Annotated in this window: 22 protein-coding genes; 7 read left to right on the top strand and 15 right to left on the bottom strand. The window is 61.9% G+C overall.

Going from position 1 to position 21,332, the window contains the following annotated elements; genetic code table 11:
• The first annotated feature begins 119 nt into the window (after nt 1-119).
• Nucleotides 120-2,147 (top strand): type VI secretion system membrane subunit TssM, encoded by a 2,028-nt coding sequence (gene tssM / locus F3J45_RS23560; RefSeq protein ID WP_240164688.1) that lies wholly within the window; start codon nt 120-122, stop codon nt 2,145-2,147.
• Between the two features lie 34 nt (nt 2,148-2,181).
• Here tssM and F3J45_RS23555 read toward each other — a convergent pair whose 3' ends face one another.
• On the bottom strand, nt 2,182-3,159 hold the full coding sequence (locus tag F3J45_RS23555) for a LysR family transcriptional regulator (protein WP_167068711.1): 978 nt from the start codon (nt 3,157-3,159) through the stop codon (nt 2,182-2,184).
• Between the two features lie 422 nt (nt 3,160-3,581).
• Here F3J45_RS23555 and F3J45_RS23550 point away from each other — a divergent pair, with 422 nt between their 5' ends.
• Nucleotides 3,582-4,475, top strand: coding sequence for a dihydrodipicolinate synthase family protein (locus F3J45_RS23550; RefSeq protein WP_167068708.1), 894 nt, complete (start codon nt 3,582-3,584; stop codon nt 4,473-4,475).
• A gap of 42 nt (nt 4,476-4,517) precedes the next feature.
• Here F3J45_RS23550 and F3J45_RS23545 read toward each other — a convergent pair whose 3' ends face one another.
• The 3 genes from F3J45_RS23545 to F3J45_RS23535 are packed head-to-tail and all read right to left on the bottom strand — an operon-like array spanning nt 4,518 to nt 8,335.
• Nucleotides 4,518-5,969, bottom strand: coding sequence for an aldehyde dehydrogenase family protein (locus F3J45_RS23545; protein WP_167068705.1), 1,452 nt, complete (start codon nt 5,967-5,969; stop codon nt 4,518-4,520).
• The gene (locus F3J45_RS23540; RefSeq protein WP_167068702.1) at nt 5,966-6,934 is read right to left on the bottom strand and encodes an NAD(P)-dependent oxidoreductase; all 969 of its coding nucleotides are present in this window, start codon (nt 6,932-6,934) and stop codon (nt 5,966-5,968) included. Before F3J45_RS23540 ends, F3J45_RS23545 begins: the two co-directional genes overlap by 4 nt.
• A gap of 9 nt (nt 6,935-6,943) precedes the next feature.
• Nucleotides 6,944-8,335, bottom strand: a complete 1,392-nt coding sequence (locus tag F3J45_RS23535; RefSeq protein ID WP_167068699.1) for an FAD-binding oxidoreductase — start codon at nt 8,333-8,335, stop codon at nt 6,944-6,946.
• Nucleotides 8,336-8,535: 200 nt separating this feature from the next.
• Here F3J45_RS23535 and F3J45_RS23530 point away from each other — a divergent pair, with 200 nt between their 5' ends.
• Nucleotides 8,536-9,597: a GlxA family transcriptional regulator gene (locus tag F3J45_RS23530; RefSeq protein ID WP_167068695.1), complete on the top strand. Its 1,062-nt coding sequence runs from the start codon at nt 8,536-8,538 to the stop codon at nt 9,595-9,597.
• 49 nt (nt 9,598-9,646) lie between these two features.
• Here F3J45_RS23530 and F3J45_RS23525 read toward each other — a convergent pair whose 3' ends face one another.
• The 3 genes from F3J45_RS23525 to F3J45_RS23515 are packed head-to-tail and all read right to left on the bottom strand — an operon-like array spanning nt 9,647 to nt 11,739.
• A complete protein-coding gene (locus tag F3J45_RS23525) occupies nt 9,647-9,985 on the bottom strand; it encodes a RidA family protein (RefSeq protein ID WP_167068693.1) in 339 nt (112 codons plus the stop codon).
• 11 nt (nt 9,986-9,996) lie between these two features.
• On the bottom strand, nt 9,997-10,347 hold the full coding sequence (locus tag F3J45_RS23520) for a cupin domain-containing protein (RefSeq protein WP_167068690.1): 351 nt from the start codon (nt 10,345-10,347) through the stop codon (nt 9,997-9,999).
• Between the two features lie 12 nt (nt 10,348-10,359).
• Nucleotides 10,360-11,739 (bottom strand): MFS transporter, encoded by a 1,380-nt coding sequence (locus F3J45_RS23515; protein WP_167068687.1) that lies wholly within the window; start codon nt 11,737-11,739, stop codon nt 10,360-10,362.
• A 225-nt stretch (nt 11,740-11,964) separates the two neighbouring features.
• Here F3J45_RS23515 and F3J45_RS23510 point away from each other — a divergent pair, with 225 nt between their 5' ends.
• A complete protein-coding gene (locus F3J45_RS23510) occupies nt 11,965-13,443 on the top strand; it encodes an FAD-dependent oxidoreductase (protein WP_167068684.1) in 1,479 nt (492 codons plus the stop codon).
• Nucleotides 13,444-13,506: 63 nt separating this feature from the next.
• Here the strand turns inward: F3J45_RS23510 and F3J45_RS23505 are convergent, their stop codons facing one another.
• Nucleotides 13,507-14,289 carry an NAD(P)-binding domain-containing protein gene (locus tag F3J45_RS23505; RefSeq protein ID WP_167068681.1) on the bottom strand — a complete coding sequence of 261 codons (783 nt, stop codon included), beginning with the start codon at nt 14,287-14,289 and terminating at the stop codon, nt 13,507-13,509.
• A 12-nt stretch (nt 14,290-14,301) separates the two neighbouring features.
• On the bottom strand, nt 14,302-15,621 hold the full coding sequence (locus F3J45_RS23500) for an FAD-binding oxidoreductase (protein WP_167068678.1): 1,320 nt from the start codon (nt 15,619-15,621) through the stop codon (nt 14,302-14,304).
• A gap of 142 nt (nt 15,622-15,763) precedes the next feature.
• On the opposite strand from F3J45_RS23500, the gene arfB reads away from it, so the two are divergent.
• Nucleotides 15,764-16,177, top strand: a complete 414-nt coding sequence (gene arfB, locus F3J45_RS23495; protein ID WP_167068675.1) for an alternative ribosome rescue aminoacyl-tRNA hydrolase ArfB — start codon at nt 15,764-15,766, stop codon at nt 16,175-16,177.
• 217 nt (nt 16,178-16,394) lie between these two features.
• On the opposite strand, the gene F3J45_RS23490 is transcribed toward arfB, so the two are convergent.
• Nucleotides 16,395-16,739 carry a hypothetical protein gene (locus tag F3J45_RS23490; protein ID WP_167068674.1) on the bottom strand — a complete coding sequence of 115 codons (345 nt, stop codon included), beginning with the start codon at nt 16,737-16,739 and terminating at the stop codon, nt 16,395-16,397.
• A gap of 149 nt (nt 16,740-16,888) precedes the next feature.
• Here F3J45_RS23490 and F3J45_RS23485 point away from each other — a divergent pair, with 149 nt between their 5' ends.
• Complete coding sequence (locus F3J45_RS23485) at nt 16,889-17,194, top strand: hypothetical protein (RefSeq protein WP_167068671.1); 306 nt, start codon at nt 16,889-16,891, stop codon at nt 17,192-17,194.
• 116 nt (nt 17,195-17,310) lie between these two features.
• The gene (gene glsB, locus F3J45_RS23480; protein ID WP_167068667.1) at nt 17,311-18,219 is read left to right on the top strand and encodes a glutaminase B; all 909 of its coding nucleotides are present in this window, start codon (nt 17,311-17,313) and stop codon (nt 18,217-18,219) included.
• Between the two features lie 129 nt (nt 18,220-18,348).
• Here the strand turns inward: glsB and F3J45_RS23475 are convergent, their stop codons facing one another.
• The 5 genes from F3J45_RS23475 to F3J45_RS23460 all read right to left on the bottom strand — a co-directional run bounded on the left by F3J45_RS23475 (nt 18,349) and on the right by F3J45_RS23460 (nt 21,142).
• Nucleotides 18,349-18,615, bottom strand: a complete 267-nt coding sequence (locus tag F3J45_RS23475) for a DUF3077 domain-containing protein (RefSeq protein WP_167068664.1) — start codon at nt 18,613-18,615, stop codon at nt 18,349-18,351.
• A gap of 656 nt (nt 18,616-19,271) precedes the next feature.
• Nucleotides 19,272-19,349 (bottom strand): DUF3077 domain-containing protein, encoded by a 78-nt coding sequence (locus tag F3J45_RS30610; RefSeq protein WP_370526459.1) that lies wholly within the window; start codon nt 19,347-19,349, stop codon nt 19,272-19,274.
• Entirely contained in the window at nt 19,346-19,537 is a 192-nt protein-coding gene (locus F3J45_RS23470; protein WP_240164685.1) for a DUF3077 domain-containing protein, read from the bottom strand. Before F3J45_RS23470 ends, F3J45_RS30610 begins: the two co-directional genes overlap by 4 nt.
• Before the next feature lie 355 nt (nt 19,538-19,892).
• Nucleotides 19,893-20,093, bottom strand: a complete 201-nt coding sequence (locus tag F3J45_RS23465; RefSeq protein ID WP_167068488.1) for a hypothetical protein — start codon at nt 20,091-20,093, stop codon at nt 19,893-19,895.
• A 41-nt stretch (nt 20,094-20,134) separates the two neighbouring features.
• Nucleotides 20,135-21,142 (bottom strand): alpha/beta fold hydrolase, encoded by a 1,008-nt coding sequence (locus F3J45_RS23460; protein WP_167068660.1) that lies wholly within the window; start codon nt 21,140-21,142, stop codon nt 20,135-20,137.
• Nucleotides 21,143-21,332: the final 190 nt, after the last annotated feature.

Raw genomic sequence — 21,332 nt, 5'->3', positions numbered from 1 at the left:
AACTGGAAGAACGCAAGGCCGTCCGTGACACTCACGAACGCATCGCCGGCGCCGAGGCGCCCTAGTTCCAAGCGGTTGCCTTCCTCGTCGATGTAGATCCACAGCTGCCCCCCTTGAGGATGTGGGATGCGGTATCGGTGTTTGGCGACTATCGCGCTGCATGGCCCGGCATTTCCGATTTTGGCCTGTATCAGGGGCGTGCCATCGGCCCGCGTGTCGATGAAGCCTATCTCAGCTTGCTCTCCAAGCGATTCTTGCCGGCCTTGGCCAGTGGCGTGATCGACGCCATGGATGCCGCGCCGCCAGGCAGTGAACAGCAAATGGCAGCCCTCAGGGTCTACCGCATGCTGGAAGACCGCCAGAACCGGCGCCCAGAGTGGGTTGAAGACTGGATGGCTCGCCAATGGCAACAGAAATTTCCCGGCCAGGGCCAACTGCAACGCGACCTCATGCGGCACCTGAAGTACGCCCTGGCCTATGCCGATACCGACCTGCCTCAGTACAGCCAACGCATCGCCGCGGTGCAGGAGGCTTTGCGCAAGGTGCCACTACCCGAGCGGGTTTATGCTGGCCTCAAGCAGCAGGCGGGGGAACAGTTGCACACCGGGCTGAACTTGCGTCATCAGGTCGGGCCGGCCTTCGATGTGGTCTATCAGCCTGCCACGGGTGCCAGCAAAGGCGATGATGTGCGCTTAGCGCCGATGCTCACCGCCAAAGGCTTCAAGGAATACTTCGAGCCACGCAGCCAGAGCTTCGCGGATATGGCGATGATCGACCAATGGGCGTTGGGCGAGCGGAGCCAGCTCGATTACTCGGATGCCGACCGAGCGGCCCTGAGCGAACGGCTGCGTAACCTGTACAGCGCCGATTACATCGACAGCTGGCGGCGTGCCCTGAACGCTTTCACCGTGGCTGACTTCCGCGATCTGGACCACGGTATCGCGATCCTGCAGCAGTTGACTGGGCCTGCGGCGCCCCTGCATCGGTTACTCGATACGGTGAGGGATAACACGTCGCTCTCATCGGCTGGCGTTGTCGAGCCTGCAGATGACACCAAGGCAGCGCTGCCACCCAGCAGCAAGCCTGAGCAACAGCAGGCGTGGGCGATTCAACGGGCCTTTGCAGGGCTGAGCGCCATGCTGCAGGCAGCGCCAGACAAACCCAGCTACTACGATGAAACGCTGGCTGCGATCACGGCCGTGCACGACTATGCCAAGGCGGTGCAAGACAGCCCAGACCGAGGCAAGGCCGCACTGCAGGCCGTGCACCAGCGTTTCTCAATGACCGGGCATGACCCCATCGGTACCTTGCAGCGGGTAGCTACAGGCTTGCCTGAACCGATCAATCGCCAGGTCAGAAAAGTAGCCGATCAAACGGCGCAGGTGCTGAACGTTGAAGCGCTCCGAGAACTGGAGCGGCGCTGGGACGCCGAAGTGTATAGCTTCTTCCAGCAGCGTTTGGCGGGCCGTTACCCTTTCGTGGTGCGGGCGCCCGATGCCTCACTGGACGACTTTGAAGCGTTCTTCGGGCCGAAGGGCCGGCTACAACAATTCAATGATCAATACCTCAAGGTGTTTCTCAAGGACAACCTTGAGGCGCTGCAGGCGGGGCAGGGAGGTCAGTCTCTGATTCGCAGCGATGTGATCGACCAATTGGCGCTGGCAGACCGAATCCGCGAAACCTTTTTTGATCATCGGGGCAACCTGAGCGTGCAATTCAGCATTGAGCCGTTGGGGCTGAGCGCGAACCAGCGCACCAGCCTGCTGGACCTGGACGGTCAATTAATTTCCTACACCCATGGCCCGAGCCAGATCACCGGTGTTGTTTGGCCTAATACGCTGGGGCAGCAGGTGCGCAGCAACCTGACCTTGCTCCGTCAAAACGGAAATAGCAGCAGCCTGGAGTACCGCGGCCCCTGGTCGATGTTCCGCTTGCTCAGCCGCGGCTCGCTCAATGGGCGCACCGCCACCAGTGTGGACCTGAGCTTCAGGACCGGGGATGGCGTGATGCGTTACCGGTTGAGTGCGGAAAAGGCCTTCAACCCGATTACCCAGGAGCCGTTCAAAGGCTTCCGGTTGCCGCGAGGGCTGCTGCAACAGCCATCCAGGACGGCTCAGGCCGGACAGTCGGGTGCACCTGTCATGTGAGGAGAAGGGGAACCGGGTTTTTCATCCCTCCAGCTCATCGATTGAGGACGGACTCCTCCATCTGCCTAACCTGTTCGAGCACCCATGCGTGCAGGCGCAGGCTGCATTCATCTTCAGTCAGATCGTCGCGCATCGAGAGGAAATGCAGGGTTTCGGACAGTGCCATGGACTCTCGTACTGGCCGCATCAGCAGCCCTTTTTCAATCAATGGGGCTACTAAATAGTTCCAACCCAGGGCGACACCCTGATGGTCCAGTGCGAGATCAATGATGGTGCCATAGTCGTTGGTCAGCAGTTGTATCGCATCGGCCGGGCGCTCTTTGATGTCCGCATTTTGATAGGCAAACCACAGGTTCCAGTCGACATGTTCGTCTACTTGAGAGCGGCCATGGTGCGTTAGGTTGAGTAATGAACCATTCAAAATGCCGTTCAGATTATTGGCGTCCGGGTTTTTCTCCAAATAGCCGGGTGAGCACACGGGGTAAATGACATCGGAAAAAATTGGTTGAGAGGTATAGCCGTCATGAACGCGCTTCCACTTTGTGATGAAGAAGTCGGGTGTTAGGCCGGGGTCTAGGGAGAAAAAGCTGTGAGTGGTGATTATGTTGACATCAATATCAGTGTTCTGCGTGATGAAATCCCTGAGGCGCGGGGCCAGCCAAAACCGTGCAAACGCGGGGCTGCAGCACAGCGTGATGGTTTTCTTGGCACCTGATTTTCCGCGAATCCGCTCCGTGGTGCGGGATATATTTCCGAGCGACAGTTGCACAGTATCAAACAGCAGCGACCCCGCGCTGGTGAGCTCCACTGACCGGCCTGCGCGCAGGAAAAGCTCCGTGCCAAGATCCTCTTCCAGATCACGTATCTGGCGGCTTATAGCGGCTTGGCTGACACAGAGCGCCTCTGCAGCACGGGTGAAATTTTGATACCTGGCAGCAGCAACAAAGGTTCGTATTGCATGCAGCGAGGGTAGCTTCAACAACGCGAAGTCCGGCTTGGTATGCTTGACCACTAACGACTCCCTACAGGTCAGGTGCTCGATTTCCCATACGAGTGTGCTCAGCGACGTGACACCTTGGGAGGGGCGATCATGGCGCCTGTTGGAGGGTGTCTGGGTTGCCCACCCTGCATCGAAGGCAATTATGCCTCCGAAATGGGCAGCAAGGTTGAGAACCGGCACATCACGGTACCGACCACGCCAGGCCTTGGCATCATTCCAAGTGAGTCCAGCGCTGCATCAGCGACGCTCGCATTCGCTGGAACCATAACTTTTTCTCATCACATGCGCTTCTTAAAAGTCGCTTTTTTTAAGGCTTCATGACGCCTACCCTTTCCCACAAGACAAGTGACAACTCGAATGCATAGGTTCATTTGATGAACGTCTGCAACTGCCACTTTTTTGCTCGTTGAAAGACAAGAACAAGGAATAGACTAATGTCTGCATTCATGTTTAACGGTGTCAATCTCGCAATTACTACTCCATTCGATGCAAACGACAAGATTGATTATGCGCAATTTGAAGCGCTGATCGAACGCTACCTTGCGGCTGGCGTTCATGGCTTCGTACTCAGCTCTGGCACCGGTATGCATGTGTATCTCAGCAAAGACGAGTCGAAGGAACTCGTTGCATTCGGCGCCAAGGTGATCAATGGCCGTGCCCGAGTCATTGCACAGACTTCCGCTCTGTTGGTTGAAGAAGTGGTCGAGCGCACTCGTCACGCAAAAGACTGCGGTGCCGATGGTGTGATGGTGCTGCCACCATTCTTCGAGGGCCCGACTGACGATCAGGGCATCATTGATTTCTACACGAGTGTCTCCGAAGCCGGTCTGCCGATCATTGGCTACAACGTACCGCAGGCTGTCGGCGTGGAAGTCACTCCATCGCTGTTCAAACAGCTCAGCGAAATCCCCAATTTCGTATCCGTGAAAGACAGCAGTGGTGACCTGGCGGCCCAGGCTTCGTTGGTTCGCACTGGCCTCCCGACCATGAACGGCGCTGATCCACTCGTACCTTTTGCCCTGTTTGCCGGTGCTGCCGGTCTGATCTGGGGTGGTGCCAACATGGCCCCGAAAACCTGTGTGGCCTTGGTCAACGCAGCCCAAGCGCGTAAGTGGGACGACGTGCAACACATCTGGAAAACCCTGGCGCCAGTCATGTCGCTGATCTGGCAGGGCGATTACGTCCAATCTGTATACGCAGGTGCAGAAATCATGGGGTACGGCGCAGGTAATCCACGCCGTCCATTGGCCCGCCTTTCGGATGAAAAGCAAGTGGCCTTGCGTGATGCCCTGGCTCCTCTGATCGAGCGCGAAACTTCCGCCTCGTGATTGCCGAAGGCGCATGAACGATGTTCGTAGCGGGGTCAGCCATCAGGCCAATTGGTAGGTCGTCTTGACCCGGGTAAAGAACTGCCGTGCATGCGTGCCTTGCTCACGCGAGCCCAGGCTCGACGCACCATTGCCCCCAAACGGCACGTGGTAGTCCACCCCCGCCGTCGGCAAGTTGACCATGACCATCCCCGCCGAACTGTTGCGCTTGAAATGCTCGGCATGGCGCAGCGAGGTGGTGACGATGCCGGCAGACAGGCCAAACGCCGTATCCTCGGCAGCCGCAAACGCTTCGTCGTAGTCGTTCACCTTGAGCACGCTCAACACCGGCCCGAAGATTTCTTCGCGGTAGATGCGCATGTTTGGCGTTACCTCGGTGAACAGCGCCGGGGTAAACCAATACGCCCCGGCCTGGTTGTCGACCCGCTCGCCACCACATACCAGCTTCGCACCTTGTTCCAGGCCCGCGGCAACGTAAGACAGGTTTTGCTCCAATTGCCTGCTGTCGACCACCGGGCCGATGTCGGTGCTGGCCTGCAGCGCATCGCCCACCTTCAGGGCGCGGGTGCGTTCAGCCAGGCGCGCAACGAAGGCGTCATGAATACCTGCCGTCACGATCACCCGCGAACTGGCCGTGCAACGCTGGCCGGTGCTGTAGAACGAGCCGTTCAGGGCCACCTCCACGGCGTGTTCCAGGTCGGCATCGTCCAGCACGATCAGCGGGTTCTTGCCGCCCATTTCCAGCTGCACTTTCTTCATGCCTTCGGCTGCCAGGCGGGCGATTTGCCGGCCGGTGTGTTCGGAGCCGGTGAAGCTGATACCGTCGACCAGCGGCGAGCGGATCAGCGTGTCACCGACGCTGCGCCCCGGGCCGATGAGCATGTTGAATACGCCGGCTGGCAGGCCGGCGCGGGAGATGATCTCGGCCAGCGCCCAGGCCGAGGAGGGCACCAGTTCGGCCGGTTTGAACACCACGCAGTTGCCGAAGCACAGCGCCGGGGCGATCTTCCACGCCGGGATGGCGATGGGGAAGTTCCACGGCGCGATGATGCCGACCACGCCCAGCGGCTGGGTGAACACATCGATGCCCACGTCCTGGCGCACCGACTGGTACTTTTCGCCCTCGCTGCGCAGGGCTTCCTGGGCGTAGAACTTGAACGAACGCCCGGCGCGGTCCACTTCGCCCAACGCTTCGCGTACCACCTTGCCCTCTTCGCGGGCCAGCAGCGTGGCCAGTTCCTCACGGCGGGCGAGAATTTGGGTACCGATGAAGTCCAGCGCGTCGGCGCGCTGTTGTGGGTTACTGCGCGCCCAGGCCGGCTGAGCACGGCGGGCAGCGGCGATGGCCTGTTCGGTCAACTGCTGGTCGGCGCGCTCGAAGCGTTCAAGCACTTCACCCGGGTTGGACGGGTTGCGGTTTTCCAGGATGTCGGTGCTGCTGCCGAGCGCGACGAAGGCGCCATCGATGTAGCTGCTCTTGGTAACGAGGGTCATGCGCTGCGGATCCTTTTTGCAGAAAGTTGGCGGGCGAAGAAGTCGCTGATGTTGTCCACGGCACTGTCCATCAGTTGCTGCATGGCGTCTTCGCTACTCCAGGCGATGTGCGGGTTGAGCAGGAAGTCGTCGCGTTCGATCAGCTGGAACAGCGGGTTGCTCGGGTGCAGGGGCTCCACTTCCACCACGTCCAGGGCCACGCCCCCCAGGCGGCCGGCCTGCAGCGCCTCGATCAGCGCTGCCTCGTTGACCACGCCGCCACGGCCGGTGTTGACCACCACGGCATCAGGCTTCATCAGGGCCAGTTGTTCGGCATCGATCAGGTTGTGGGTTTCGGGCGTGAGCGGGCAGTTGATCGACAGCACGTCGCAGCCTTGCAGCAGCTCGGCCAATGGCCGGCAGTCAGGGCCTTTGCGTTTGCCGCCACGGTCTTCGAACAGCACCTGCATGCCAAAGGCCCGCGCCAGGTGCGCCAGGCGCAGGGCGATCGGGCCGCCGCCGATGATCGCCAGTTGCTTGTCGCGCACATCGCGGATGCGGTGATTGAAGTAGATGTTCTGATGCGGCTTGTCGCCGGCATGCACCTGGCGCATCAGCCGGGTGAACGCGGCCGGGCGGCGGAACAGTTCGAGGATCATCGCCAGGCTGTGTTCGGCCACGGTATTGGCGGCGTAGCCCGGCACGCTCGCCACTTCGATGCCGTGGGCGTGGCAGTAGTCGACGTCGACAATGTCGCGGCCGGTGAGGGCCAGCGAGATCATCTTCAGCTTGGGCAACTGGCGCAGGTGCTCTTCGCGCAGTGGCACGCTGCAGGTCAGCGCCACGGTGGCGTCCTGCAGGTGCTCCAGCACTTGGTCGGGGTGGGTGTAGGCGAACTGCTGCCAGGTGTGGGCGCAGTCCGGGCGCTTGAGACGGGTCGAGGGCGCCAGGCCCTCGTCGTCGAGAAAGACGATACGTTCGCTCATGCTCGATCCTTATTTCTTCTGTGCCGGCACATAACCGGCCGGGGCCATGCCGACCAGCTGGCGGGTGATGAGGCCTGCATCCTGGTCGTGGTCTTCCAGCGACTCCTTGCGCACCAGGGCATCGCGCACCAGGTGCGCGCCAAAGAAGCGCAGAGGCTCTGGCGGCAGCAGCTTCATCTTCTGGTTGACCAGGCCACAGCTGGCCCATTCGTCGTTGGCGTGGGTGGCCAGCGACTTGATGATGCGGCTGGCGAATACCGTGGTGGCCACACCATTGCCGGAGAAGCCGATGCCGTAGCTGACCGTCTGGTGCTGGTCGAGGTAGCCGAAGTTGGGCAGGCCTTTCATGGCCCGGTCGATCGGCCCGGTCCAGCTGCTGACCACCGGTACGTCCTGCAGTTGCGGGTACAGGCGGCGCAGTTCGGCGGCCACCTTGTCGGCAGCTGGCGAGGGTTTTTCATACAGGTTGCCGATGCGCCCGGCGTAGGCGAACTGGCCCAGCGGCTTGCCGAATACCACGCGCCCGTCCGGGGTGTTGCGCCAGTAGTTGAGCACGGTGCGTGAGTCGGTCATGCATTCGCCGCCGCTAAAGCCGATGGCGTCGAGCTTGGCCTTGGCCGGTGCGGTGGCGACCATGTCGCTGGACATGATGGCGATCATCCGGCGCAGCTCGGGAAACTGCGCGCCCCAGGCGTTCAGCGCCAGTACCACGTGGTTGGCCTTCACATGGCCCTTGGCGGTGTGTACGACCGGGTGTTTGCCGCGCTCCAGGTGGGTGAACGGCGACTTCTCGAAGATCTGCACACCCAGTTTCAGCGCTACCCGGCGCAGGCCGCGGGCGAGCATGGCAGGCTGCACGGTGGCGGCGTTGGGGTCGAAGATGCCGCCCAGCACCAGCGGTGAGCCGACGCGGCCGCGGATGGTCTGGCGGTCCAGTTCCCGGAACGGGTTGACGTCGAGCTTCTGCAGGCCGTCGGTGAGCACGCGCCAGGAATTCATCTGCCGCTGGTTGGTGGCAGTCCACAGCCAGCCGTCCTTGCGGTACTGCGCGTCGATGCCGTGTTCCTGGCAGAAACTGCCGATCTCGTCGATGGCCGACTCGGCCGCCTCGCAGATGCGCCGTGCCTCGACGTCACCACAGATGGTGCGCACCGACAGGTACTTGCCCCACCAGTTGGTGGCCACGCCGCCGTTACGGCCGCTGGCCCCCGAGCCGCAGCGGTCGCGCTCGACGACGACGATGGTTTTTTCCGGGTGCGCCTGTTTCAGGCGGATGGCCGACCACAGGCCAAGGAAGCCACCGCCGACGATGCACACGTCGGCTTGAATCGAGTCCTGCAGGGCAGGGGCCAGGTCGCTGTCCAGGTCCAGCGCCTGGGCATACCAGAATCCACGGTACATGAGGGGTGCCTCTGAGCATGTTGATCTTGTGCATACATGATGCTCAGCGCAGCCAGGGGCACGATATTACAGCCATGACAATTGATAGAACGGCGCCGCCTTTTGTCACGGGCTTACTATTTGTGGGGATGCATATGATATGACGGACGCCGGGCGCGGCTTAAAATGGCGCCATTACGGATGTCACGAGGCCAGCGTCCATGTTTGCCGAACAACAAGAAGAACCGGTACAAGCCGCCGTCATCACTGCGCAGGTCAAGCCTGAGTTGCGCGTCGGTTTCGTGCTGATGAACCACTTCACCCTGGTGCCAGTGGCAGGTTTGGTGGACTCGTTGCGCTTTGCGGCGGACAAGTCATTTCGCAGCCAGCAGGTGTTCTGCCAGTGGGACTGGATGACGCTGGATGACCAGCCGATTACAGCCAGTTGTGGCATGCCGATTTCGCCGACCAAGCCGTTGAACCTGTTCGCCCAGTACGACTACATCGTGCTGGCCGGTGGCCTGCTGGACGAAACCCGCCACCCCCCGGACTGGCTGCTGGATGCACTGCGTGAGGTGCATGCGGCAAGTATTCCGATCATCGCCTTGTGTTCAGGGTCATTCGTGCTGGGCAAAGCCGGGCTGCTCGATGGCAGGCGCTGTGCACTGCATTTCACCTTGCGTGATGAGTTCAAGGCGCGCTTTCCACTGGCCACGGCAGTGATCGACAAGAGCTACGTGGACGACCGCGGCATCATCACCTGCCCGGGTGGTACGGCCATTGACCTGGCAGCCAACCTGATCCGCCAGCATTGCGGCGCGGTACGGGCGCAAAAGGGGCTGGAGTACCTGCTGGTGGATGAACGCACCGACGAGCAGCAGGACAAGGCCGCCACGCAGAGCGTGTACCTGAACGACCGCGTGCAGCGGGCGATCAGCTTCATGCGCGCCAACCTCGACGCATCGATGACCCTCAAGGCGGTGGCTGAAGCGGTGGGCACCCACCCCCGGCAGTTGCACCGCGAGTTCGTCGCCAATACCCAGGAACCACCGGCCAACTACTGGCGCAAGCTGCGCCTGGACCATGCCCGACGATTGCTGGTGAATACCAGCCAGAACATCACCACCATTGCCTTGGCCTGCGGTTTTTCCGATGCCTCGCACTTTATCTTGTGGTTCCGCAAACAGTATGGCGAGACGCCTTACAACTTCCGTAAGCGCCGGCATGAAGTGGAGCGGTTTGACTGGCATGGCGACAAGGTGGGGCTGGACCCGGACCTGTAGGCGCGGCCTTGTGTCGCGATGGGCCGTACCTACAGGGACCGTGTGGCGCTTAGAGCTGGCCGAAGGCCTGGATCTCGATGCGGTATTCAGGGGCTGCCAGCGCAGCCCCGACGCAGGCTCGCACCGGCGGCTGATCACCCACCCAGGCGTCATACACCTCGTTCATCGGCGCAAACTCACCCATGTCGGCCAGCCAGATCTGCATGCGGGTGAGGTTGCCCTTGCCCGCGCCGACCTGCGCCAGCCACTGCTCCAACTGCGCCAATACGCAGCGGGTTTGCGCAGCGATGTCGCCCGGTTGCAGGGCAACGATGCCAGAGGTTTCGATGCGCCCGTCCACCAGCACCATCTGGCTGGCCCGTTTGCCTGGGTTGATACGTTCGATCATCAACAGGGTCCTTAGAACAGCACGTAGGTTTTGCGCAGGGTTTCGCGGATATCCCACACCCCCTCGCAGTTTTCCGGGAACAGCACCGCATCGCCGGCGCGCAGTTCTACCGGCTCGCCGCCGTCGGGGGTGAAGGTGCACCAGCCGCTGACGATATGGCTGAACTCACGGTTTTTCAGGTGGCGGCGGAACACGCCAGGGCTGCTTTCCCAGACTCCGATGCTGGCGCCGATGGCCTCGTCGGTCTGGTCCTGGGCAGTGGCGGCCTGGGCGATGGGTTCGCCGAGGGGCAGGCGGGCCGGGACGGGAGTGCCCAGCGGCGCGGCGGGGGCATTGCGGACAACGGTAAGGACTTGGCTCATGAAATGGCACCTTCAGGCTTTGCGAGCGACAGGGTTGGAAGTGGCGGCGCTGGCACCGGCCGCTCTACCCAGGGCAGCAGCCTGCTGCAGGTCGAGCTTGCCGGTCTCGGGCGCCAGCCACCAGGAAATCAGGGCGCCGAACAGCGAAACCAGTGCGGCGGCGAACATGGTATTGGCGACACCGTAGGAGGCCAGGGAGATCGGTACCAAGTAAGTGCCTATGGCCGCGCCGATGCGGGACAGCGATGTGGCCAGGCCAACGGCGGACGCACGAATTTCGGTGGGGAACAGCTCGTTGGGGTACACGTATTCCAGAACCTGGGCACCCCCAATCAGCACCGCGTACGCACCGAACAGCACCAGTACGGTAGTGGGCGAGGCGTCTGGGAATACCCCCAGCATCACCAGGGACAGGCCCGACCAGAGGAAGCTGTGGATCAACATCTTGCGCCGGCCCAGGCGGTTGATCAGCTTGGTCGCAAGCAGGCAGCCGAGGGTGAACAGCAAGGTGATGGCGATCGAGCCGTATGCCGCCCAATCCCCGGTCAGTTGCAGCGCTTGCAAGACTTTGGGAGCAAACGAGTAGATCGCGAACAGTGGCAAAATGGCGCAGGTCCAGAACAGCGTGACGAAGGCCATGCGCTTGCCATAGCCGGAGTGGAACAGCGACCACACCGATACCGGTTTGTCAGCTGTTTGCTCTGGCAGGTCGGCAACGGAGTATTCAGGGCCATAGACTTTCTTGATCACCGCGTCGGCCTCGGCGCTGCGGCCTTTGCTCAGCAGCCAGCGTGGCGATTCCGGCGTGCCACTGCGGGCGACCAGGAACAGCGCACCCGGTATCAGGGCGCTGGCCAATACATAGCGCCAACCGTCTTCACCGCCCACGCGCAGCAGCAGTTCGCCAACCATGTAGGCCACGGCGGCACCGGCAAACCACATCAGTACCATGGCTGCCAACAACGGCCCACGTTGCTTGCGTGGCAGGAATTCGGCCAGCAGCGAAGTGGCAATCGGGTAGTCGGCACCGACCGCGATACCGATCAGCAACCGCCAGGCGAACAGTGCCCAGGCCGACTCGACCCAGAACTGTGCTACCGAGAAGCCGACGATAGCGATCAGGTCGACCAGGTATAAAACCTTGCGCCCGTACTTGTCGGTGAACCAGCCACCGAGAAAACCACCGAGGAATACCCCGATCAACGCAGAGGCGGCAATCAACCCTTCCCAGAACGCGGACAGTTGCAAGGCGTTGGTGATCTGCAGCATGGCGACGCCAATGATGCTCAGCACATAGCCATCGAGGAATGGCCCGCCAGCGGAGTAAACGGTCAACTTACGGTGGAAGGCGTTAAGCGGGGCATCTTCGACAGAGCGTTTGGAAGTGGTCATTCACGTTACCTCTTGTTGTTATTGACGCATCAGCGCCGCGGCACTATCGCACCGCGGATGTGGGGCTCCATATAACGGCTGGGACGAGTCATGGGATGAGCTGGCAGGCTGTGCCGAGGCCTTACGCAAGTTGTCCGCAATGTTCTAGAGGGGAGGGTGCGGCTTTTCTATTGTGGCCTGGCATGAAGACCTCCCAGAACAATCACAAGAACCCGGAATCCGTTTATGACCCGTCCCCCCTTGCAATCCCTCGATGGCGACCACTTTGACGTGGTGGTCATCGGCGCAGGCGCAGTCGGTTGCGCCGCCGCCCGGCAACTGGCAGCGCGCAACTTCCGCACCCTTCTGGTCGACCGTGGCGACATCGGTGCCGGCACCTCCTCGCGCTCCAGCCGCATGCTCTATTCGGGGCTTGGCTACTTGGCTGCGCGCTACCCGTTGTGGCAAATCCCGTTCCGGCCTTTCGACATGTGGCAGCGCCTGCGCTACACCCGCCAGGTGATGCGCTGTCGCGCCGAACTGGTCAAGGACATGCCCGGCCACTTGACCAAGCACCGCTTCCACTATCCGTTTCGCAAGGGGGACCGTTACCCGCCATGGCTGGTGGACATGGGTTTTCGCCTGGTCGAAGCACTGGGTGGCTGGAAGGTGCCCCTGGCCTACCGGCGGCAGAGCGCGAAGCAGGCCGCGAGCGACAGCGCGATGGCCGCAGGCTTGGGTGGGCCCCTGCGTGGCGTGGGTGTATTCGAGGAATACATGTACGCCTGGCCCGAGCGCATTTGCGTCGACACCGCCCTGGATGCGCAATGGCGGGGTGCAACGGTGCGCACCTATACCCGCGTCAGCCAGCTGCTGCGCAGTGACGGCCAGTGGCGGCTAACCCTGGACGAGCAGGCGCCGGAAGCGCTGGGCCAGGTACAGGTGACCGCCAAGGTGGTAATCAATGCCGCCGGCCCCTGGGTCGACCGCGTGGCGGGTGCCGCTGACCGCGATCCGCGGGTATTGGGTATCAAGGGCGTCAATGTCATGGTGCGCTTACCCGAGGCCTATCGCGGCCAGGGGCTGGAGGCGTTCTCCAGCAAGGGCGAGCCGTACTACGTCTTCCCCTGGCGCGAATTTCACTTCATCGGCCCGACCGAGTCGCACTTTACTGATGATCCCGATACCGTACGTGTCGAGGATGGCGAGATCGACTATATCCTCGCCGAGGCCAACCTCCTGTTTCCCGACCTGCAACTGTCCCGCGCCGATGTGAAGCACTGCTGGTGTGGCGTGCGCCCGACCTCGACCTTGGATGGCCGCAGCACCTACCTGCCGGTGCGCCTGAGCGAGGCGGCCGGCAAGCCGGGCCTGCTGACCTTGACCGGCTCGACCATCATGCTCCATCGCCATGCGGCGCGGCTGATCGCCCGAGGCGTGGAGGCGCGGCTAGGCAAGCGAGGAAAGGCGCCCAAGGGCATGATCGAGCGTGAGCGGATCGACCCGCAGGATATCGCCCGCATCGTTGCCCGCGAACACGTGGTGAGGCTGGTCGACCTGATGCGCCGGCGCGTCTCCTATGGGCTGGACCCGGACCTTGGGCGTGAGCGGGTGGAGCAGTGCTCGCATCGAGTCGCAGCGGTGCTGGGCTGGTCGGAAGCAAGGCGGCAGGATGAGCTGAAGCATTTCGAGGAAGATACAGCGCGGGTTTACCGCCAGTTATAGCGATTTCTCGCAGGGGCGGGCCACTTCGCGGTTGACCTGCGAAGTGGCCGCAGCAGGGGCAGCCTATCGGTCAGCCAAGTCGGCGCGTGTTAACAGTGCATCCAGCACCACTTCGCACGCAGCCCCCCACGTGGCACTCACCGGCTGATGCATCAGTACCGCCAACCCGTCTGCAGTAAAGGTGCCCGGGGTAGCGATAGCCTGCCCCAGGGCCTTGAGCGTGTAGCCCGGCTGCTGTTCGGCACTGGTCACGCAGTCCTGCAGGTTGCCCAGCACCAGTGCGCGTGCCTCGGCGGCTGGCAGGCCTTTGTCCATCAGCCATTGCTGCAGATCGTGCAGCAGGAAGTAGAACCAGCCATTCATGCAGGCTGCCACCGTGGCCAGTTCGAACTCGGGCTCGCTTTGCAGTACCACCAGTTTGCCCAAGGGCCCTAGCCTCTGGGTGGTGAGCGCATCCGGCGGGCACACCACCACCGTGGACTGGTTGTACTGGGCGGCATACGACAGCATCGCACGGATACAGAGGGCGCCGGGGAAAGCCGCGGCCAGCTGGGCAAGGCTGACCCCGGCGGCCAGCGACACCAGGCGCTGGCCCGGACGCAGGCGCACTTCATTGGCCAGTTCGCCCAGCGAGTGCGGGCGTACGCCGAGGATCACCAGCTCGGAGCGGTCGATCACCGCTTGGTTGCTGCCCAGTACCTGGCAGCCGTGCTCATGGGCCAGCAAGGCAGCCCGTTGCGCATTGCGCGGTGACAGCAGGATGGGGCCATCGAAACCGCTGCGGCGCAGGCCGATGACCACCTTTTCGCTCAGCTCGCCCACCCCGAGAATACCCAGGCTATGCATGATGCCTCCTTGTCAGCTTTCCAGGCCGGCGCGGCGCTGGCCCCAGTGCAGGTTGAGGTTGACGCCGATGCTCAGCAGTGGCTCTGGCGGGTTGCGGTTGGGGCCGGCGGAGCCCAGCAGGAAGTCGATCAACTCGTCGCGCTCGCCCCTCAGCCAGTCGGCCAGCAAGGTGCCGGTGGCGGTGCCGCGGGTAATGCCCAGGCCGTTGCAGCACAGCGCTGCATGCACGTTGGGCGCGAGGCTGCCGAAGTGCGACAGGTGGTTGCGCGACAGGCACATCGAACCGCCCCAGGTGTAGTCGAACGGCAGGCCCGAGAGCATTGGAAAGCGCCGCTCGAAGGCGTCACGGTGCTGGCGCCCGGCGCGGGCAATGTGGCGTGGGTGGGCGCGGCCGTTGGCGTTGAAGCTGAAGCTGTTGCGCACCAGCAGGCGTTGGTCCGGGGTACGGCGCAGGGTGCTGCCGAACGGGTCGGCGGGGATGATGCCCCAACTGGCCTTGCCGCCCAGCCGGGCCTGTTCTTCCTCGGTCAGCGGGCGGGTCATGCTGGCGTAGGTGAAGATCGGCAGCAGGCGGCCGGGCAGGAAGCCGAAGTGCGAGGCGAAGGCGTTGTTGGTCAGCAGCAACTGGTCGCCGATGATCTCGCCGTTGGCGTGCTTGAGGGTGATGCGCCGGCCCTGCTCGATATGGGTAATGGTGGTGCGTTCATGCAGTGTGACGTTGGCCGGCAGGCTTTCAGCGAGGCCCTTGGCCAGGGCGGCCGGTTGCAGCAGTTGCGTGCCTGGTGTGTACAGCGCCTTGCGGTAGAACGCGGTGCCGACGTGCTCGGGCAGGTCGCGGGCGTCGATCATCTGGTAGGGTTGGCCGAGTTTTTCCAGGCCGCTGCGGTAGGCTTCGAGCACGGCCAGCCCCTTGCCCTCGACGGCTGCTTGGTACTTGCCGTCCGGACGGATCTGGCAGTCGATGCCGTGCTGGTTGATCAGGCCACGCAGAATCGACTGCGCACGCAGGTTGAGCTTGAGGTTCATGCGTGCGGTGGGCAGGTCGCCGATGTAGTCGGCGGCACCGATGTCGTGGGGCAGGTCGATGGCAAAGCCGGAGTTGCGCCCCGAGGCGCCGAAGCCGACCTCCTGGGCCTCGACCAGGATCACTTCGTCGTCAGGGTGGTGCAGCGCCAGCTGCCGCGCGGCAGCCAGGCCGGTGAAGCCTGCGCCGAGCACCACCCAGCGCGCCTCGCTCCGCCCCCGGTGCGCGGCGCGTGGCTGGCGCTTCGGGCTGAGGTGGAACCAGCCGCAACCGTTGTCGTCCGCGGGGGTAGAGGTGTTTCTGTACATGGGATTTTATCCGTGTTGTTTTCTCCACTATGGCATTGGCGGTGGCGCGGGGACTATGACGGAAGGGACGGGGAATGGAAGGTTCCGGCGTGCGATGTGCGCCGAAGGCGGTGATAATGGGGGCAATGAACAGGGCCCTCTCATGCTGACCATCTCCAGTAACCTGCATCTGCCGGATGCCGATATCGAACTGACACACATCCGTGCGCAAGGCGCGGGTGGGCAGAATGTCAACAAGGTGTCCAGCGCCGTGCACCTGCGCTTCGACATCCCAGGCTCATCGTTGCCTGAGTTCTACAAGCAGCGGCTGCTGGCGCTGCGTGACAGCCGCATCACGGGTGATGGCGTGCTGATCATCAAGGGCCAGCAGTACCGCACCCAGGAACAGAACCGTGCTGACGTGCTGGCGCGGCTTGCCGAGTTGATCCTGGCGGCTGGCAAAACCGAGAAGAAACGCCACCCTACCAAGCCTACCCTTGGCTCGAAAACCCGCCGTCTGGAAGGCAAGGCCAGGCGCAGTACTGTCAAGGCGGGGCGGGGCAAGGTTGAGTTCTAGTGTGGGTGGAGTTTGGATGTGTTCGCCTTGGGTCAATCAGCGCCTATGAGATCGAGCGCCGCCCGCGCGGCGCATCGCGAGCTGCGCTCGCTCCTACGTCTGTTTCGGGCCAATGTTCATGTGGTCATCGCGCGCGGCCCCTTGGTGCATACCGCTAGATGTAGGAGCGAGCGCAGCTCGCGATGCGCCGCGCGGGCGGCGCTCGATCTCAAAGCCACTAATTCTCCACCTGCTCAACCCGTCCCCCACACGCCTTGTATTTCTCGTCAAACCCCGACCGGCAGTAGTTGGGCACCGTAGTAGGGCTGGGTGCTGGCGGGCAGGCATTGGGCATGTTGAGCGTATTGAAGTGCTCGCATTGCTGCGTGGAGCGCGCCTGGGTTTCGTGCAGCGAGTCGAAGTTATCCTGCTGCGCCTTGACCTTGGCTTCGCACGCACTCACTGTCTCATGGAGCTTGTGCAGGCATTCCAGGCCTTCCGGTGTGTCTGGATCAACGTAGCGGTAGTGGGTGCAGGCGGTCAGCAATACCGCCAGTGATAGGGTGGTCAATCTGATCGACAATGTCGGGGCTCCGTCCTGTTGAGCGTGACGTTTCGACTTCGTGAGAGGGTGTCGGTTCAGCGGCTGGGCTTGTTTTTGCGCTTCGCCGCCCATTGCTGCACGCTCTGGCAGTATCCCCAGCAGCCCATTCATGTTTAAGGAGTAAACCCATGCTTGCCGCATTTCAGCTGAGGTCGTTGGCCCAGAGTGCGCACCTGAATCTGCAATCCTGGTCGCACTTCGTGGCTCAGGCTGAGTTCGCTTGGCAAAACCCTGCTGTGGTAGCCGATGCTGCCGAGTGGCAGAGGGTTTGGTTCGAGATGGAAATCATCAATGCCCTTGCATTGGCGCAGTGGGAAGAGCAAGGGTTTCCCCGTGGCGGGCTGCAATCGTGGTGTGACGAGTATCAACAGGATGCGCTGAGCCTGGTTGCCGAGCTGCTTGGCCTGATCGTCATGCCGGATGACCCAAGCTGACGCCTGGCTCTGCGTGGGCGTAATCATCTTGATGCATTGTGTGATTTCTCATGCCGAACTTTCGTCAAGGAAGCGACCCCGAGCCGTCGTCTGGGGACTGATGAACAGAGCTTCCCATGCAAACACTGTTGAACGATATCCTCGAAGAAGTGCGGCCCTTGATTGGCAAGGGCAAAGTGGCTGACTACATCCCTGCGCTGGCCGATGTGCCGGCGCAGCAGTTGGGCATCGCCGTTTATGGCAACGACGGCAGCTATTACTGCGCAGGCGATGCGTTGGTACCGTTTTCGGTGCAGAGTATTTCCAAAGTGTTCAGCCTGGTCCAGGCCATCGGCCATTCCGGTGAAGCCATCTGGGAGCGGCTTGGCCATGAGCCCTCCGGCCAGCCGTTCAACTCCCTGGTGCAGTTGGAGTTCGAACGCGGGCGCCCGCGTAACCCCTTTATCAATGCCGGGGCGCTGGTGATCTGTGATATCAACCAGTCGCGCTTTGCCGCGCCCACCTTGTCGATGCGTGATTTCGTGCGGCGCTTGTCGGGCAATGCCAACGTGTCGATGGATGCCCGTGTCGCTGACTCGGAATACCAGTTCCGCGCACGCAATGCTGCCATGGCGTACCTGATGCAGGCGTTTGGTAACTTCCATAACGAGGTTGAAACGGTGCTGCGCAGTTATTTCAGTTATTGCGCGTTGCAAATGAACTGCTTGGACCTGGCCCGAGCCTTTGGTTTTCTGGCCAACGATGGGTTCTGCAAGCACAGTGGCGAGCAGATACTGACCCGGCGCCAGACTCAGCAGGTTAACTCGATCATGGCCACCAGTGGGCTGTATGACGAGGCGGGGAACTTTGCCTATCGGGTGGGGCTGCCTGGTAAAAGCGGGGTAGGGGGCGGGATCGTGGCCATCGTGCCGGGGCAGTTCACCGTTTGCGTGTGGTCGCCGGAGTTGAATGCGGCGGGGAACTCGTATGCGGGGATGGCTGCGCTTGAGATGTTGAGTTCGCGGATTGGGTGGTCGGTGTTCTGAAGGGGGCCTTGGGGTAGGGCGCCGCTGCGCGGCGCATCGCGAGCTTTGCTCGCTCCTACGGGGGCGGTGTACGGCTGGTAGGAGCGAGCGCAGCTCGCGATGCGTCGCGTGAAGCGACGCGGTACACCCTCAGCGCATCATGCCCAACTCAGCATCATCCATCAGCGCCTTGGCCAAACCGCTGAGGTAATGCGAGGCCCAGATCAATTCGGGCTTTTCATCCATCAGGCCACTGATGGTCATGTCCCGCACATACCCCATCAGCTCCGAGGCCTGCTCCCGAGCATGCTGGCAGGAAATGCCGGGCTCGATGCAGAACAGCGGATGAGTCTGTTTTTCGCCCTGGTAGAACTTGGTTTTGCCAACGGTGGTTTTTACGTTCGATTTGTCGTCCATCACGCTTGCAACTCCTCGTCTGCCATTTGTATGAGTTTGAATACAAGCGTTGGGAAAGCATGGGGTGGATCGGGGACAAGTTTCAGCATTGTTCAATTCCTTGTTGGTGCCGCGACCCTAAGCCGTCAAGCAGAGGGTGGCAGCTGCACGTGGGTTGACGGACCGGCGGAATTGATAAGCTCCGGCGCACGCAAGCGTGCCCGCACGTACAGCCACCATAAAGGTATGCCGATACTCAAAACCGTCGCGGCCCGTCAAAGCCGTGTCACTGATCAATCAGCGACAGGCCGAGACTAGAGCCTTGGCAGAGCACCCGCAACGGAAAACAAGCGGCAACAGTATCTTTGGGAAATGGACTACAACAAAGGGAAGAATTCTGATTTTTCGACGCAAATGTTAACAGGTTAGCCGCCTAGAACACCAAGGCGCCGCGCACCCTGGGTGTAAGGCGTTAAGGGCGCCGCTGCGCGGCGCATCGCGAGCTTTGCTCGCTCCTACGGAGCATCTGATTTAACTGGGAAACCTGTAGGAGCGGGCTTGCCCCGCGAAGCAGGCAACGCGGTGCGTGGCACCGGCTTCGCCGGTGTTCGCGGGGCAAGCCCGCTCCTACAGGGGATCACGGCGTGCCTGCTGGCACTGTTCCCTGCACTACACCCTCAGCGCATCATGCCCAACTCAGCATCATCCATCAGCGCCTTGGCCAAACCGCTGAGGTAATGCGAGGCCCAGATCAATTCGGGCTTTCATCCATCAGGCCACTGATGGTCATGTCCCGCACATATCCCATCAGCTCCGAGGCCTGCTCCCGAGCATGCTGGCAGGAAATGCCGGGCTCGATGCAGAACAGCGGATGAGTCTGTTTTTCGCCCTGGTAGAACTTGGTTTTGCCAACGGTGGTTTTTACGTTCGATTTGTCGTCCATCACGAATCCAATTCCTCGGTTGTGCTGCGCCCCTTTGCTGTCAAACGAAGGGGTGGCAGCTGTACATGGGTTGACAGACCGGTGGAATTGGCAAGCTCCGGCGCACGCAAGCGTGCCCACACGTACAGCCGCCATATAGACGTGCCGTAAGCCAAATACCGTCGCGGCCTGTCAAAGCCGTATCGCTGATTTGCAGCGACAGGCCGAGACTAGAGCCTCAGCAGAACACCCGTAACGGAAAACAAGCGGCAACAGTATCTTTGGGAAATGGACTACAACAAAGGGAAAAATTCTGATTTTTCGACACAGATTACAACCGGTGCGCCAAGGGTGCGCGCGCCCTGTGTGTTAGACGTTAAGCCTGACGCGACCGCTGATACCGGCTAACCCCGATCTGAACAACGAACGCAACCACGCAAACCAGGCCGAACTTCACGTTCGTACTCAGCCCGAAGTGTTCGCACACTTTGCCCACAACGATCACACTCACAAAGATGGCGACAGGTAACAACAGCTTCTGCATCCAGCACTCCCGGGCTTTTGGCTCGATATTCATCACGATTGCACCATGGTAACGCCAAGGCGCCGTGAACACACTCAATGTGCAGGGAACAACCGCCGGGCCACGCTTTTGGCGGCAAACAGGCGGGCCTCATCGTGGCCGACCTGGCTCACCTGAAAGTGCCGATGGTGAACGGCAATGCGCCACTGCTTTGCCAAAAAGGCTTCATAGCGCAGGTAACCCAGCTGTCGCTCCACCCGGTTGGCGCCCTGCAAGGCCGCGCCGCAGCTTCGGTCCATTACCCGGCTTTCGGGATTATTGTCGCGGGCGCCGACCATGTAGGTGACCTCACGCGCCGCATAGCGCTTGAACAGCTGCCTGGCGTCGAGGTTCTGCTGAACGAAGTAAGGCGGCGCCTGTTCCAGGCCATAGCGGTACTGGTTGTAGCCTGGGCACTGGCCCGCAGGCACCGGTTTGAAGGCACCGTTCTGCCAACGATTGCCGTCGACATACAGGTAGGACGACGGGCTGGAAATCACATAGCGCAGCGCAATACCACGCCCAACCGAGCCCGCGCCCAGCAGGGCGTAGCGCTGCAGCAGCTGGCCCCCGGCCGAATGGCCGATCAACACGATTTCCTTGAGCGCCGGAAAGTGCTCGCGGTTGCCAAGGTAGGCCAGCAGGTCATCGAGCACGGTAAAACCGGCGATCCCCACCCGGCCGTCCTGCGAGGCGGTGCCGTGCATCCACTTGTCCTTGGCCCACAGCGGCATGTCGTCGCCGGCGCGGCGATCCCGGGGCGTGAGAAAGTTCGGCGCCAGCAGCAAGGTGTCGTCAGCGCTCAACCCGGCGTTCTGCAGCAGGTGCTGGCCGCTGGCGAAGTAGTCGTCAGCGTTGCGCTGCACGCCGTGCAACAGCACCACCGCGCGCTGTACGGGCAGGCTGGCCTGCTGCAGGTCATGGTTGGCGAAGGCCAGGAAGTGGTAATGCGTGGCTTGCCCCAGGCGTAGCGTTTGCGGCGCGGCCAAGGCCGGCAGGGCCAGCAGGCTGGCGAGCAGCAGAAGCAGGGTACGGGCCAGCGAGCGCAAAGCGTGATGCGGCATGAAATCCCCTCGTGAACGTGCGATAGCCAATCCTTGAAACACCGCGTCGTTGCGGTTGCCCGTAAACTATGCCCAATGGTAGCGCCCCCAGTCTGCCAGCGCAGGCACCGGTTGCGAATAACGGCTAAGGTTCCAAGGCTACCGGCGAAACGTTGGTGGGGCAGTGTGGGCTGCTGGTTGCCCTGTCGCC

Origin of the sequence: Pantoea sp. Ap-967 (genome assembly GCF_011752565.1) — a bacterium.
Taxonomy (GTDB): domain Bacteria; phylum Pseudomonadota; class Gammaproteobacteria; order Pseudomonadales; family Pseudomonadaceae; genus Aquipseudomonas.
This window is presented reverse-complemented; position numbering and strand designations above follow the sequence as displayed.